This window comes from Cyclobacterium amurskyense, assembly GCF_001050135.1.
In the GTDB taxonomy this organism is placed as follows: domain Bacteria; phylum Bacteroidota; class Bacteroidia; order Cytophagales; family Cyclobacteriaceae; genus Cyclobacterium; species Cyclobacterium amurskyense.
Map to the genome: position 1 here is coordinate 1,570,572 of NZ_CP012040.1, position 15,971 is coordinate 1,586,542.

Genomic DNA, 15,971 nt, shown 5'->3' on the forward strand with positions numbered 1-15,971 from the left:
TTATATGGTTAGCAATGAATAATTAATTTAAATCACAATAAAAAACCGAAAATTTAAAAGGAAAATTTCCCGTTTAATATTTTGTTATCAATTTAATAAATAACTATTGGAATACCATTGTAAGGCGGTTTCCAATAGTTATTCTATTCGTTTCTAAAGGTTCAAATCAGGGTTCTTAGGGCCAAAATGTTTCAGCATCACTATAGGGTCTGTCTTTGACTGATTGGTGATTTTAACGCCTTCACTTGCCGCTTTCTCAGTGACAAAATACTCATCATGGGTCAATTGTCCATAACGAATCAAAGAGGGTGTTTCAATGTCCCAAGCTCCCATTGTACCATGACCTTGCATCATGATCATACCATAGGCAGCATTGTCCTTAATGACTACTGTCTGACCTGGGAAAACTGTCAGTTCTTTTGCACTAAAGGCATCAGAGCGATAACAGATCCAGTTTTCTACATAACCTGCCGCTTCCATTTCAGCAACATCAGCTACAGGAACAGGAGCCATAAATCTGGTTTCCAATATATTTGGATCCACATTCAATTCCCAATCAATTACCTCCATCAATTGGTCATAATCACCAATTCTGTCTTTAGGCGTACCTTTCCAAAGTAATTCTTCAGGGATAATGGCCTCATTCACTAGCGATTGGTACATGGCAAAAACATCAGAAGACTTCTGAGGCTCATAAGTACACATACTTCCTGGAGCGTGTAGCATTCCTGGAGGAACATCCCAACCCGTACCCGGATCAAGTTTGAAAGCTTGAGAAAAGCTGGTAATCTTATTGTCTCCTTTGTTAAAGTTTTTAAGACACTCTTTAATTTGTTCCTTGGTAGTACCTGGAGCTATTCCAAAAAATGTATAAGGAAAATCTCCACCGTGGTTGTTCAATTGAGGCGGGAAATAGTAAGCTTCAGGCTTACCTTTCATACCAATTTTGGCAGCATGCTCATCATTGTGATGGATATGGTGTGGCAATGGCCCCATATTGTCAAAAAACTTGGAATACATTGGCCAGCTTTCGAATTCATTCCAAAGCCTGTCACCAATGATCTCACCTTTAAGTTCATCGATAACATCCTTCAATAAAATTTGCTCCTCTTTTCCATCTTCTCCCAAGACCACTTTACTTAGGCCTTCATGCTCACCAGTAAGAGGGCCGTTTTCAGCAGGACAGGTAGAAGAAAACCATCTTTCATCTATACCACCTCTTTCACCACCCAAAATATAATAATCATCAGGATGAAGTTTTATTCTTCTTCCGGGTACACAAAAAGATCTAGGCACCCAAGTAGGGGCCAGACGCAAAATCCCCTGTCCTTCTTCTAATGCTTTTTTTGCCAAACTCATAGGTTCTATTTTGATTTATTGTTAATTTATTACTTGTTGTTCTCTACAAATGACTGTATTTTCTTCTTATTTGTCAAGACATCGAATACCAGTTCGTATTGCCTTTTTTCTCCAGGTTTCAAAAGTATAAGCGTACCTTCTTCCCGGGCTTGGGCCTGGCCTATCGGTGGATTTGTACCCGGCTCCAAAGCTGTCACATATTCATTCTCTCCCCAATGTTGCCAATTTACCAACCAAGGGAGTTGTTTTTTGTCAAAGGTCATCCGAAAAGCAAATCCTAAGGCAGGATTGAACAAGCCGGCTCTACATCTATCATCCGACTCAGGTGTTGGATCTATAAATGCCACATCCTCTCCAAAACCACTGTGTTCCGGCATAGGGGCTGGACAAGATTTAAAATCATTTTCTTTATTAAATATCCGGTTGTTGGGATCGCCATCTCTTGCTTCCCAAGATCCTTTCCATAATAGCTGAGTGCCTTCATCTATTAGTGGCCAGCCAAAATTGACATGGTACAATAGCATATGTGGCGCCTCTACATTGGAGATATTGGTGACCTCGTCAGTTATTTTAAGGTAAGGCTGGCCTAAAATTCCTGAGATTGTTCTTTTCAGCAAAAGATTAGGGCCGAAAACACTACATTCTCTGATTAATCCGGTAATGTGCATTTCCAAATCACCGGAAAGGAGGTCCGGCTGCTTAATGGCGATAATCTCGGCAGGACTATTGGAAATTCTCCCATGCAACCCTCTTTTTCCCTGCTCATCATTTTCCGGGCCTCCCACATGGGATAGACCGCAGGTAGTAAGTAATCCTCCGCCAAAGGTACTCAGCCAATCTATTCCGTCTGCCGTGAATGGAGCTGGAGGGGTAATACCAACTTGACTCACCCAAGCCAATCCATGCTCCCCAAACTGTGCTGTAGAAATGTCCATGGCCCGGTCCAAAACCAACTGGTACCGAAAACCAGCGCCTGTGTCAATATTGGCAATTCTTACTCCTTTGCCAGAGCCATTGTCCAGTATAGCAGTCTCAATACCACCTATTTGTTTAACATTTCCAACTTTACCTTTCCAGGGCTGATTTTTTGCCTCCATATTTTTGCCAGCTTTATTGCTCTAAAATAGTTATTCCTCAAAAAGAATCCATCCTGTTCTTTCAGGTAAATCCTCTTTTATATAGCCGAAAATTAAAGGTTCTTTAAATATATATTTCGGTAGGCTACCTGCATAGGAGGGCCAACGTGTACCTGCATTCCCAAATAACCTTTAAAAGAACTATTCGCAGGATCCTCATCGGTCACATCACTCATTAGGGTTCCATTAATATAATGTTTCAAGCGGTTTCCCTTAGCAACAATCCGAATTTCGTTCCAATCGTTTGACTTGACAACCTTTCTCATTTCAGCCCTATCACCCAATTCTTTCACTACTTCAAGCCCTAACCAAGCATTTTTTTCAACATTCGCTCTCAAATCACCCTCTTTTTCTTGAGGATTGATCTTGGTTTGTTGACCTATATAGGCAAGGGTAGTTCTTTTTCTTTCTTCGTAATTTTGGCCTGTATAATTGTTTTTACCATCAATATCTGCTTGGTATCCTTTAAGCGCATGTTCCAAACCTTCTACTGGAGCACTTCTGTAATTGACACCTGAGTTACCAGCCTCAGTAATTTTAAATTCAGCTTTAAATTCAAAATCTGCAGGTTGACCACCCTGATAAATGATAAAATGGTTTCTATCCAATTTGGTGGACTCGGTGATTTCGCCTACCAAAGCCCCATCTTCTACTCTCCAATAGGTGGCATCTCCATCCCAACCATTAAGACTTTCACCATCAAAAATCTTTTCAAAACCATCATTGGTGTTTGCTTCAACAGCTACTTCTTCTTGACTTGCTGCCGCATCATCATTTTGCTGACCTGAACCACAGGAAAATGTAAGCGATGAAATGGCAACCAGTGAAGTTAATCTAAATATATTTTTCATTTGGTGCTGATTTAGGTTGAAAATTTTCAGGCCAAACAAAAATTGTCCGGCCTGAAAACGTTTTTCTTTAAGTATTATTATTTGTATACCTCGTGATTAGGATTGCCTCCTGACACCAGGTAAGCCATCAAATCTTTAAGTTCCTCTTCGTTGAGTCGATTGACTAAACCTGGAAGCATCACAGATACTTCTGACTCTTTCGTACTTGTCACCTTATCTTTTGGAATCTCCACAATCATGTCTGGAGAAAAAGGATTTTGTGATATATAATAAGTCGTTTCATCCTCTCTTATTAACCTTCCAACAACCGAAGACTTGTCTCCCATCACAAATACCATAGCGGCATATTGATCAGAAATCACGTCATTAGGGTTAATGGTCGCTTCAAGAATATCCTTAGGACTAAATCGGGTACCAAGCTGAGTAAGGTCAGGACCTACGGCTCCACCTTCGCCACCCATGGCATGACAAGAAATACAAAGTGTGGCATTAAACATTGCCTTGCCTTTTTCAAGGTCTCTTCCTTTAAGCTCTTCTACTAAAGGTGCTGCCTGCTCAACGGTCCATCTTTTACCAGGGCCTTCAGGCTGAATAGTCGTTTCCACAATCTCATTTCCAGATCCGGAAAGCCTTTTACCTCCTGATAGTTCATCGTAATGATCAAACTTGGATTTTGGAACAGTACTTAGTGCCATTTTTCTAGCTCTGTCAATAAAGCCTACATAACTTCTACCACCTTTGTACTGGAATGCATTATTGGTCCAATTGAAATATTTTTCATAAGAAGACTCATCCCAACCAGCTTTGGCTCCTCCAAGTACTGTAGCCAAATAAGTTTGTTGCGCAGGAGGCACATTGGCAAGCATATTTGCTATATCCAAACCATACTGAGGGTTTCTCATGATCAGGTCAGACGAAGCTGTAAGTGTTTTCTGGAAATTAGGATCATCTTTTGCATTTTCTAACATGCCCAATAATTTAGGCACTGCAGTAGGTGCTTCTATTTTCACCAAAACTTTGCCTATCACCCTGTTTACCCTGTTTGTTTCTGCCGGAAACTGGGCATCCAAATAGCCAATCAATTGATCTCTTACAGAACCAGTTGGGTTACCATGTCTGGCAATAACTACTTCAAAAGCTCTGGCCAAATTCATTTGATCTTCCTCATTGAGTGACCCATAATCTAAGCCCATCAATGCTTCTATCATTTGATTTCTCTGTGAAGCATTTCCATGTCTCGCTAAGGCAATAATTGCCTGAGTCAAAGCCCTTGGATTGGTTTCGTTCAATGCTTTGCTTTGCCATTCGGAAAGTGGTTGATGTTCTACAACTATCCTTGCCGCATATTGTACAAACCTGTCCTTATGGCTCAAATATGGCCAAGCAAAATCAATCGCACCAGATTTTGGTCCAGAATGGTATGCTTCTAAGCTTCTACGGATTTTGTGTTCTTCAGGAAGGTCTGCTTCCGTAAGACCACCTTTAGGCTCACCACTTAGGTCTCCAGTATAATGAACTCTGTACAAGTCAGACTCAAGGCGTCTACCACCAGTCATAAAATACAAAGCACCATCAGGTCCGATCACACCATCTGTCAAAGGAAGTGGAGAGCCTGAAATAAATTCTTCACCTGTAGCCGTATAAGACCCGCCATTTGGCTTCAGGTTAATTTTGTACATGATGCCAAAACTCCAATCAAAAGCATAAAGTGCATTTCGATACTCTTCAGGGAATTTTGCTTTACTACCATAAAACACATTGGTAGGGGAACCCTGGCCAATATTCAATACTGCTGGAAGATTATCTGTGTAATCCGGAGACCATTTCATGTTTCCTGTTCTCCAACCATATTCACTACCACTTGTTACGTGATTGATTCGAGTAGGTCTGTACCATGGCATGCCAAAGTCCCACTCCATATCAGAATCATAAGTAAACAAATCACCTACTTCATTGAAAGCTACATCAAATGGATTTCTATAACCTACACTAATTAACTCCCATTCTTTACCTTCAGGATCAATTTTAGCTACCCATCCTCCTGGTGCTCCTCTACTGTTGGCATGACCTCTAGGATCCTTGATTTCAGGAATCAGGTTGTCATTTTCCCAAACACGTGGAATTCTGTAATGATCCATTTCAGGAACGTCAATATGATTTCCTACAACAATGTATATTGACTTTCCATCGGGTGAAACGACCATACTGTGAGGACCATGTTCTCCAGGGCTACCAGTAAATTCTCTTACGGTTGTTATTTTATCAAATTGATCATCTCCATTGGTATCTTGAAGTCTATAAAGACCTGTACTCTTGTCAAAATCATCATTGGCACGATGATTTACCATTACATATAGGCTGTTAAAGGCATACAATAAAGCCTGAGCATAACCCATACCTATTTTATCATCTCCTGCATCTCCAATAATCAATTTATTCACTGTTGGAGTCAAAGAATCTGAACCAATCGGCGGAACCTCCATGCGATAAATCGCACCGTATTGGTCTACGGTTAAAAGTCGGTTTTTATCATCGAAGGTCATTCCCACCCATGATCCCTGGTCATTCTCTCCCGGGCTATATAAGTGTTCAGCTTCAAAACCTGTCGGCAATTTTAATTTGGCTACCTTGGGATGCACCTCCTTTTGGTCAACATCGCTTTGACCACATGATCCCATCATTAACAGGATCAATCCAGCCATTAGCCAGTTCTTCATTATTTTATTTTTATACATAAGTTAGTTGTTAATTCACATTCCTACTAGCAATTGTTTACCACTCGCTTAAAACCATTTTTAAAATTAACCCAAATTCGCAGCTTATGATAACCAATAATGTCGAAAAAAAACCTTTGGTCATAAAAACCCAAAAAACAACGGAAAGCGATAAAGCTTTCCGTTGTACCTTAAACCATAAATATGGCTTAAATCTTAGCACAAACCTTTAGAAGTGAGGGGTTATCTCAGCTTCAGCTGCAGGCAATGCGTAATATTTGGTGATATTAGTAAAAGCATTGGATCTGAATGTAGCACCTTCAGGATAATAATAATCCAAAGGATTTGCTAAGGCTCTTTGACCAAAATCTCCAATGATCTCTTGAACCCTATCCGCTCTGACAATATCAAACCATCTTTTGTTCTCAAAGGCCAATTCCACTCTTCTTTCTTTAAAGATAGCTTCTCGCATATCGGCTTGGCCGGAAGCAGTTGTTGCGTCCAATCCAGCTCTTTCTCTGATTTCGTTCAGATATTCTGCAGCTTCTGCAGTTTTACCTTGCTCATTAAGGGCCTCAGCCAAGAAAAGTAGAACTTCTGCATACCGGTAGATAGGCCAATTAATGCCGTGGTTTCCATGCAAGGCATGGGCCTTTGCATATTTCTTAATGTAAGGATAAACCTTGTCTTCTCTATCACTTCCCGCAATCTCTACATAAGCGATGGATGCATCTTTTCTCAAATCTCCATCTTCATAAGCCGCAATAATATCGGGGGTAGGAACATTGTTACCTTCTCCATCAAGCCCTTGAGTATTGGATGTCCCTGTAATGGGCTGTAACTCCTGAGAAGAAATTGGTCTCGGCATAAAGCTGTACAAGAAGTTTCCATTCAAGCCTTCAGGACCTTCAAGGTACTGTACCTCAAATAAAGATTCTGCATTGTTTTTATTACCCACACTTTCGGAAAATACATTTTCATAATTTTCTATAAGTTCATATTCTCCACTACTAACTATGGCTTTCAACAAAGTCTCAGCTTCTGACCATTTCTTTTGTGTGATGTAAACATCTGCAAGCAACATTTGCGCTGCACCCTTAGAAGCTCTACCTACTCCTTGATTCGAACGTACAGGAAGCAAAGCAATTGAAGCTTGAATATCACTTACAAGTTGATTGTAAATCTCTGCTTCAGGTGTGATCGGTAGGGCCGCTTCTTCTCTTGTAGTAACAGGCTCTAAATGAAGTGGTACACCACCAAAATACCTTGCCAATTCATAATAAGCATAGCCTCTTAAGAAAAGCGCTTGTCCTTTTAAATTATCCTTTTTGTCTTGGTCAAATTCAACCTCATCGATTACCGAAAGAATTTGATTGGCTCTGGCGATAATAAGGTAATCCTGTCGGTACTGATTAAGCACATGGGTATTTGAAGTAATTCCCTGCGCTTCAGGCAAGGCATGGTCAGAAATATCTTCTTGTTGCTCTGTAGCTCCAAAGTTGATATTCCTGGCATAGATCGTATTGTCCGAACGCATTTCACATAATAACCAAGAACGGTCATCAGCTATGGAACGAAGTGGTGCATAAGTTGCATTAACCGCTTGCTCAAAATCCGCCTCTGTCTTATAAAAGGTGGCTGAACTAAGTGCCGTCTCGGGAGTTAGGGTCAAAAACTCTTCACAGCTTGACGCCATAATACCCAAAAGCACTATGAATATATTTATTTTTTTCATTTTTAATCAAATTAAGGTAAAAAGCCTGATTAGAATGTAATGTTTGCACCGATAGTGAAGGTACGAGGAATTGGGTAACCTGTAAGGTCAACTCCTGGGCTTAGATTACCTCCATCACCTGTTCCATTGTCTTGACTAACTTCTGGGTTAGGACCTCCCCAGTAAGGAGTAAAGATATACACATTCTGTACTGAGGCATACACTCTGGCACCTTTCACAACATTGGCAATTTTTCCGATGTCATAACCAAGCGTAATGTTTTTGATAGAAAAGAAAGAAGCATCATAAACAAAATTGCTATTTGCCCAGTCTCTTTCGATCCCTGTCACATTACCACCCCCTACTGTGGTTCCGAAGATTCCTTCACCCGGATCAGAAGGAGAGCGGAAACGATCAGTTGCTTTTGCAACCATATTAAATACTCCATCCAAATTGGCTGTACTATATAGGTGTCTCATGTACAACTGATTGCCATGTGAGCCGGAAGCAATGATATTCAAATCCCATTGTCCGTACTTAAAGTTATTGGTAATACCATAAGTAAAGTCAGGGAAAGGATTTCCTATGATTGTTCTGTCATCATTGTCTCCTCCACGTGTAATGATACCATCACCATTAATATCTTCTAGTTTAATGGATCCTACAGTAGACCGTCCAGGAACCTGAGGAGAATTATCTAAATCATCTTGATCCATATAATTACCTAGCTTTCTCAGACCGTAAAATTGACCGAAAGGCTGTCCTACCTGGGTGATGTGATAAGAACCATATACTCGGTCTATACCATCAGCCAAAGCTTCTACCCTATTTCTATTGAAAGAGATATTGGCATTGGTTGTCCATATTAATCTTCCTTCGGTATTTCTTGAAGTGATAGAAAATTCATGACCCCAGAATTTGATCTCACCAATATTATCGGTAAAGCTTCCAAAGCCTGCTTCCTGAGGAATCTGCACATTGTACAACAGATTGGTGGTGTTTTTCGAGTAATAATCATAAATGAAAGTTACACGATCATCAAACAAGCCTAAATCAAGTCCTATATCAAATTGCCTGGTTGTTTCCCATCCTAGGAAAGGATTGGATAATGAGGTAATGGCAGCCCCTGGTACCACTGTATTGTCAAATACATGGTTTACGGTATTACTAACCAATGCATATTGGGTATAATTACCGATGTTATTGTTACCAGTAACACCAAAGCTACCTCTAAGTTTAGCAAAGGAAACTTTGTCACTTGTATTCAAGAAACCTTCGTCAGATAATACCCAACCAGCAGATACTGAAGGGAACACACCCCAACGATTTTCAGAACCAAATCGAGAGGACCCATCAGCCCTTATGGCTGCAGTCATCAAATACTTGCCTTTAAAGTTATAAGTCAATCTAGAAAGGAATGAAGTCAATGACCACTCCTGTACGTCAGAAACGGAACCACCTCTATTGATGTTAATTGCACCTTGAATGGTAGGAAGCCTGTCATCAGCATAGGTATCTGCTGCAACTCTTGTTCTCTCTCTTCTGAATTTCTGGTTAGTAAAACCTCCCAATAACTGGAAGTTATGGTCATTGATAGATTTGTTATAAGTAACCGTATTTTCATTCAACCAGCTAAAATTATCATAATGATCCCTTACAGAAGAAGCAACTGCTGGAATAGCAATGTTGATTCCTGAAGTGGCCGTAGATGGGTTGAAATAAAAATATTTGCTATTTCTTATTTCAGCATTGATGGTAGATTTAACAAATAATCCTTCAATAGGCTCATACTGAACATATGCATTTGAAAGCAAGTTGGTTTGCTTGGTCTCATTGGTGATCTCTAAAGCAGAACGAACATAGTTCGGATAGGCAAATATATTACCTGTTTCAGCAGGGAACCTATTGTAATATGTCAATTCACCTTCATCATCATATATTGGCATATTTGGCCATGCATGTAGAGCATTGAACAAAATACCTGTACCTCTTGAACCATCTGTTCTAGGTGTATTGTCCCTTACATATTGAGGGGCAAGATTGAATCCCATAGTAAGCTTGTCAGAAGCAGTATAATCAGAGTTAATCCTCAATGAAAAACGTTCATAATCCGTGTTCAATACCACACCTTCTTGGTCAAAATAACCAGCCACTACAGAAGTTCTCATTTTTTCTGTATTGGAATTAATGGTCAGGTTGTAATTAGAAATTGGCGCTGTTTGTAGCAAAGCGTCATACCAATCCTGGGTTTTTCCTTCATAAGAAGACGGATTTTGAAACATGTCCGGCACAGGTCTGCCAGCATCCTCATAATACTCCTTTTTAAACTGGGCAAACTCAACCGCATCCATCATTTCCAGACGGTTGTAGTGTGGTACATTTTGAATACCAGTGTACACATTTAGAGAAACACTAGACTGTCCTGCTTTACCTCTTTTAGTAGTAATTAGAACCACACCGTTCGCAGCTCTAGAACCGTAAAGAGAAGTAGAGGCAGCATCTTTCAAAATTGTGATATCCTGAATTTCATCCGGGTTCAAAGTGGAAATATCTCCTGTGATAGGGAAACCATCCACTACATATAAGGGATCACTACCTGCAGAAACAGAAAGTTGCCCCCTGATACGGACGTTCATTCCCTGTCCTGGTCTACCTGTAGTTTGGTTTATTTGTACACCTGCCAACTGCCCCTGTAACTTTTGAGCCATTTGAGACACTGGCATATCCATCAGATCATCACCATCTATGGTTTGCACCGAACCGGTGATCTCTTTTTTCAACTGACTACCATAACCCACCACAACAACTTCTGTCAAATCGCTCACAGAAGAGGCTAGGGTAACATCATATTGCGTTTGACCACCTTGAATAGTGATTTCTTTGGTCGCATACCCGATATAACTTACCGAAAGGACTTCTCCTGCGGCAGCTTCCACCTGAAACTTTCCATCGAGGTCCGTAACTGTTCCTCGTGTAGTCCCTTTCACCAATACCGACACTCCCGGTATTGTTTCGTTATCGCCTTCTGAGCGTACCACACCCGAAACGGTGCTTTGCGCATAAGAAGCGAAACTCAATAACATAGCAGCTAAAAGGGAAAATAGCTGCTTGCTATCCAAAAATTGGTAACAATTTTTTTTCATAATTAATAGGTTAAATTGATTTGGGAAATTGACTCTCTCATCGATTTAATGATGATTTCAAATACAATAAAACCCTAATTTTCTCTAAAACTGTCCTGTACTGTGCTGAAGAAAAGTTTCACTCTTTCTCCTACAAATCAGATCGGTATATTGTAGTTATCTTAAAAAAATCAGGAGCAGTAATATTTAATTTTGAATAAAAAGAAAAAATAAAATATTTCGACATTCAATTCAGGATAATATCAAGGGACATAACTTTATATTCTGCCAGCCTATTTTAAAAAAGAATGAGCTTCAGAAAACTTAAGTCCTCTGAAGCTCATTAAAAGAAAAAAATTAATAACCTGGATTTTGAACCAATGAAGAATTTATTCTCATTTGATCCTGTGGTATAGGGAATAGAATCTCATGAGCCTCAAAAATAAAGTCATTGTTTGAAAAAGGTATTCCCTCTCTGGAAGTCGTAGGATTTGCACGCTCTCTTAGTCCATAGGCATTAAGCATGGTAACTAAGGCACTGGCAGATTTGGTGCGTTTCAAATCAAACCAACGGTGGTTCTCAAATGCCAGCTCAATCCTGCGCTCATTTAGAAGCACTTCTCTAAACTCATCCTTGCCTAACCCATTGATAGGATCCAACCCTGCTCTGTCACGGATCTCATTTAAGTAGCTATAGGCAGTTCCAGTAGGACCGTCCACTTCATTGATTGCCTCAGCAAGCATCAATAGCACATCCGCATACCTAATTACAGGCCAATTGTCATTGGTTACCCCTCTGATAGTATGTGGATGATTGAATTTATTGATAAATGGTACGCCAACATATTCACCTTGAAGATTGGTATAACCTTCCTTTAAAGAAACATCTTTTCTCAAATCTCCTTCTTCGTACAAGGCAATGATCTCATTGGTAGGCGTGTTCCAGCCACCACCATCCTGGCCTGGAAAATCAATGACCGCTCCTCCGGATTCTCTCGGGGCAAATGTATAGATAAAATTACTGTTGACCCCGTATTGATTGTCGCCCTGGTATTGAATATCCCAAATGGATTCCTGATGGTTTTTATTCTGCGGATCAAAGATATCCTCATAATTATCCAGCAAATCGTAACCCAAGGAAGTTACCTGATTCAATGTTTCTATCGCAGCAGAGTAATTTTTTCTGGTCAGGTGAACCTTACCCAGTAAACTTAAAGCCGCACCTTTTGTTACCCTACCGATATCGTCTGATCCATAATTGGCAGGTAAAGCACCTATGGCGAAATTAAGGTCTGAGATAATCTGTTGGTATACCGTTTCAACTGGTGATCTGTTGTACTCAAATGCTTCAGCAGGAGATTTCACAGGTTCGGTAATAACAATTACATCACCAAAATGCTGCACCAGATGAAAGTAAAGGTAAGCCCTGATCATTTTCAGCTCACCTTCAGACCTCAATTTGATGGCCTCGGTAGCATTGGATTCAGGCAGTTTACTTAGCCCGGTATTGACATTTACCATTATCCCATAGGTACTGTTGTACAAGTTGGTAACGTTAGAGGTGGCAGGATTGTATTGCCAAAACTCCAAGGCCTCAAGGCTTGGTCCGCTACCTCTGTTTCCAGGATTGAAATGTAGGGTAGTATTGTCTGAAATAAACTCAGTATACTGCCATTGATTCAAGTGCCAACCTCTCAACTGTCCATACACACCGTTTATGGCCTGTATGACTTGTTTTTCTGTCTGGTAAAAATTATCAGACACCAAAACCGTAGGGTCTGTTTTATTCAGAAACTCTTCATCACAGGATGTGCCTAGCAGCAGAATGCCTATGCAAAGGATCGTTATATTAAAATACTTTTTCATGTCTCTAGTCAATTTATGATTTAGAATCTTATGGATGCGCCTAAAGTGAATGTTCTAGGCATTGGATAAGCTTCATCGTCCACGCCTATATTGATTCCACCTCTTGTGTTGATTTCAGGATTGGTTCCTGGGAATGAAGTAAACAGAAAAGGATTCTCTGCACTAAAAAACACCCTTGCATTAGGAAGTATTGGGTTTTTCGGAATAGTATAACCGAGGGTAATGTTTCTTAACCACACATGGGTAGCATCATATACATACCTGGAATTTGACTCGCGCTGCCATTTCCATGTATTGGTAGTGGCCCCTCTGCCGTCACCAGGATTTTCTGCAGACCTCCAACGGTTAACACCTGATTGCAGAATATTGAACACCCCATCCATGTTCATTGTAGTGGCCTCTATGTTTCTAAAAACATCATAATTGAAGGCTCCGGTGAACATTAGGTTAAAGTCAAAGTTTTTGAAATCACCTCCTAGGGTATAGCCAAGGATGTAATCCGGATGCGGGTTACCTATTTCTATCATGTCCTGTTGGTCATAGGAAATCACCCCATCTCCATTGGCGTCAAAATACTTATAGGTACCTGGAACTGCCCCATCTTGGTTAGGCCAGGCTTCAATTTCCGCATCAGTATTGAAAATACCCACCATTTTAAAGCCATGTAGCATCGCCAAAGGTTTTCCCACCTGAGACACATTATAAGTACTATAAAAACCACCTGACCAGATCTCATCATTTTCACCTCTTATCTCCAACACTTTATTTCTATTGATGGTAAGGTTTACATTGGACCTTATGTTGACCTGATTGAACTTGGTTCTGTAATCCAAAGCCAGTTCAAGGCCTCTGTTTCGTACTTTACCAACATTATCCAAAGATTGAGTAAATCCTGAAATCACAGGCATCTCTACAGAAAGCAGCATATTATTGGTCAACCTATTGTAATACTCCGCCGTCAAAACCAAGCGGTTATCAAACATGGCCCAATCCAAACCAATATCGGTCTGTTGGGATTGTTCCCAACCTAAATTGGCATTGGCGAAATTGGAAAGAATTTGTCCGTTGGCAATGGCTCCTCCCAAAACGTAATTTGAAATCCCCATATTTGATAAACTAGAATAATTACCAATGGCATTGTTTCCAGTAACCCCAAAACTAGCCCTCAATTTCATATCGGTGATCCAGCGGGTTTCCGGCATAAAGGATTCTTCAGAAATTCTCCATCCTGCTGAAAATGCAGGGAAATTCCCCCATTTATTGTCTGCTCCAAAACGTGAACTGCCTTCTCTTCTAAAAGATGCGGAAAAAAGGTACTTGTCGTTGAAAGAATAGTTGGCCCTTGCAAAGTAAGCCATCAAACTCCAATCCGCTTCCCCAGAGGTAGATGTTTGCCTAATGGCAGCACTCAAAAACCTAACTTGATCATTGGGGAATTCATTGCCATTCCCCTGCAAGAACTTATAGGTCTCTTCTTGAGCAGAAAAACCAAGTAGTCCTTCCACTCTGTGGTTTCCAAAAATCTTATTGTAAGACAATAATTGATCTGCTGCAATATTAAGGGTTTCAAATCTTCTCTGGTACAAAGTGGCTTCCCTTGGTGGGGCTTGATTAAATCCTGTACCTGCCAAAGTAGACGGTCTGAATTCTTTCTGATCACTGTTTTCTAAGATTGCGTTTACAGAAGTTCTGAACTTAAAGTTTTTCAAAAAAGCAAATTCCAAAAACCCATTGGTCATGACATTGTTTTCTGATAGTTTACGTTCCATTTCGTGCAACTCCTGCACCACATTGGCCGCACCAAAGACACCATTTGTTCCTCCAATATAATCATTGAAACTTCCGTCTTCATTGTAAACAGGATATCGTGGATCCGCCCATAAGGCCTTTCCAATTATTGCACTTCTTCCATCGGTAGAGGCATAATCCTCATTGGAATGGGAGGCAGCGATGTTCCATCCCATGGTAATAAAATCATTAACTTTACCCCCTATGTTTGCCCTGACATTAAAACGCTCAAAACCCGTTTCGATCACCGCACCTTCTTGGTTGATATAACCTACAGAAACCAGGGAGCGAATGCCTCCTTTTCCTGAGGACAGGGTGGCGTTGTAACTTTGGAATTTAGCATTCTGATTTAATATTTCATCAAACCAATCTGTTGAGACAGTGTTTTGTTCAGGATACCTGAATTCAAGCGGAACTTCTTCAATCGCTGGCTCTCTTTTTTCGAAATACCTGATTCTGTCTACAAAACTATCATGCTTGAACTGAGCAAACTCTGTCCCATTCATCATCTTTGTTCTTCTACTGTCAGGTACATTCTGAATACCTTGGTTGACCACAAAATCAAGATTCACCACGCCCTCTTTTGCTGATTTTGTAGTGATCAGGATCACACCATTGGATCCTCTGGCACCATAAATGGCTGTAGATGCCGCATCTTTCAGCACCGTCATGCTTTCAATGTCTGCAGGGTTAAGGTTTTGTCCCAATGAAGTTCCCACAGGAAAGCCATCAACTACATAAAGGGGCTTACTCCCTGCGCCTAAAGAACCAATTCCACGAATGGTTACTTCCATCTCTTCTCCTGGCCTACCTGAAGTCTGCCTAACCTGCACCCCTGCTGCCTGGCCTTGAAGCAAACGGGTAACATTTGTAGTAGGCACCTCTCCAATATTGTCCATATTGATTACGGATACTGCGGAGGTAATGTCTGCCTTACGCTGGGAACCGTACCCAACTACCACTACCTCACCAAGGTCACCCATAGATGACTCCATTAAGATCTCATAGCTGGTTTGTCCCCCATTTACAGGAACCTCCTGGGTTGTAAAGCCTATAAAACTTACGGTAAGGATATCTCCGGAAACAGCCTGAACTGTAAATTCCCCGTCAATATTGGTAACCGTGCCTCGACTAGTGCCCTTTACAAGAATAGAAACCCCTGGAAGGGGCTCATTGTCCTCCACGCTAACAACTTTACCTGAAATCTGGCTGGCCTGACGGGAATACCCCAGCATGACCACCATTATCAGCAGCATAGTTATTAACATTCGGAGCTTAAATTGTACCGAATAGTAACTTTTTTTCATGATTATTTTGGTTTGACTGTATAATTAAACAATACTAATAGTATTGAAATTAACCCAAAATAAAAGGAATCACTATCCTGCACTATCCTGTTTTGTTAAAATTTTATATAAGCG

General features: G+C 40.5%; 8 protein-coding genes. All 8 read right to left on the bottom strand.

Features of this window, described 5'->3' with window-relative positions; translation table 11 throughout:
* Positions 1-153: 153 nt before the first annotated feature.
* The 8 genes from CA2015_RS06305 to CA2015_RS06340 all read right to left on the bottom strand — a co-directional run bounded on the left by CA2015_RS06305 (position 154) and on the right by CA2015_RS06340 (position 15,857).
* Positions 154-1,359, bottom strand: coding sequence for a class I mannose-6-phosphate isomerase (locus CA2015_RS06305; protein WP_048641143.1), 1,206 nt, complete (start codon positions 1,357-1,359; stop codon positions 154-156).
* A gap of 29 nt (positions 1,360-1,388) precedes the next feature.
* Positions 1,389-2,456 carry an aldose 1-epimerase family protein gene (locus CA2015_RS06310; protein ID WP_048641144.1) on the bottom strand — a complete coding sequence of 356 codons (1,068 nt, stop codon included), beginning with the start codon at positions 2,454-2,456 and terminating at the stop codon, positions 1,389-1,391.
* Between the two features lie 92 nt (positions 2,457-2,548).
* Positions 2,549-3,346: a 3-keto-disaccharide hydrolase gene (locus CA2015_RS06315; protein WP_048641145.1), complete on the bottom strand. Its 798-nt coding sequence runs from the start codon at positions 3,344-3,346 to the stop codon at positions 2,549-2,551.
* A gap of 77 nt (positions 3,347-3,423) precedes the next feature.
* Positions 3,424-6,063 carry a c-type cytochrome gene (locus CA2015_RS06320; protein ID WP_169786466.1) on the bottom strand — a complete coding sequence of 880 codons (2,640 nt, stop codon included), beginning with the start codon at positions 6,061-6,063 and terminating at the stop codon, positions 3,424-3,426.
* Between the two features lie 226 nt (positions 6,064-6,289).
* Positions 6,290-7,795: a RagB/SusD family nutrient uptake outer membrane protein gene (locus tag CA2015_RS06325; protein WP_048641147.1), complete on the bottom strand. Its 1,506-nt coding sequence runs from the start codon at positions 7,793-7,795 to the stop codon at positions 6,290-6,292.
* Positions 7,796-7,824: 29 nt separating this feature from the next.
* Positions 7,825-10,917 (bottom strand): SusC/RagA family TonB-linked outer membrane protein, encoded by a 3,093-nt coding sequence (locus CA2015_RS06330; RefSeq protein ID WP_048641148.1) that lies wholly within the window; start codon positions 10,915-10,917, stop codon positions 7,825-7,827.
* Positions 10,918-11,253: 336 nt separating this feature from the next.
* Positions 11,254-12,762 carry a RagB/SusD family nutrient uptake outer membrane protein gene (locus CA2015_RS06335; RefSeq protein ID WP_048641149.1) on the bottom strand — a complete coding sequence of 503 codons (1,509 nt, stop codon included), beginning with the start codon at positions 12,760-12,762 and terminating at the stop codon, positions 11,254-11,256.
* A gap of 20 nt (positions 12,763-12,782) precedes the next feature.
* Positions 12,783-15,857: a SusC/RagA family TonB-linked outer membrane protein gene (locus tag CA2015_RS06340; RefSeq protein WP_048641150.1), complete on the bottom strand. Its 3,075-nt coding sequence runs from the start codon at positions 15,855-15,857 to the stop codon at positions 12,783-12,785.
* Positions 15,858-15,971: the final 114 nt, after the last annotated feature.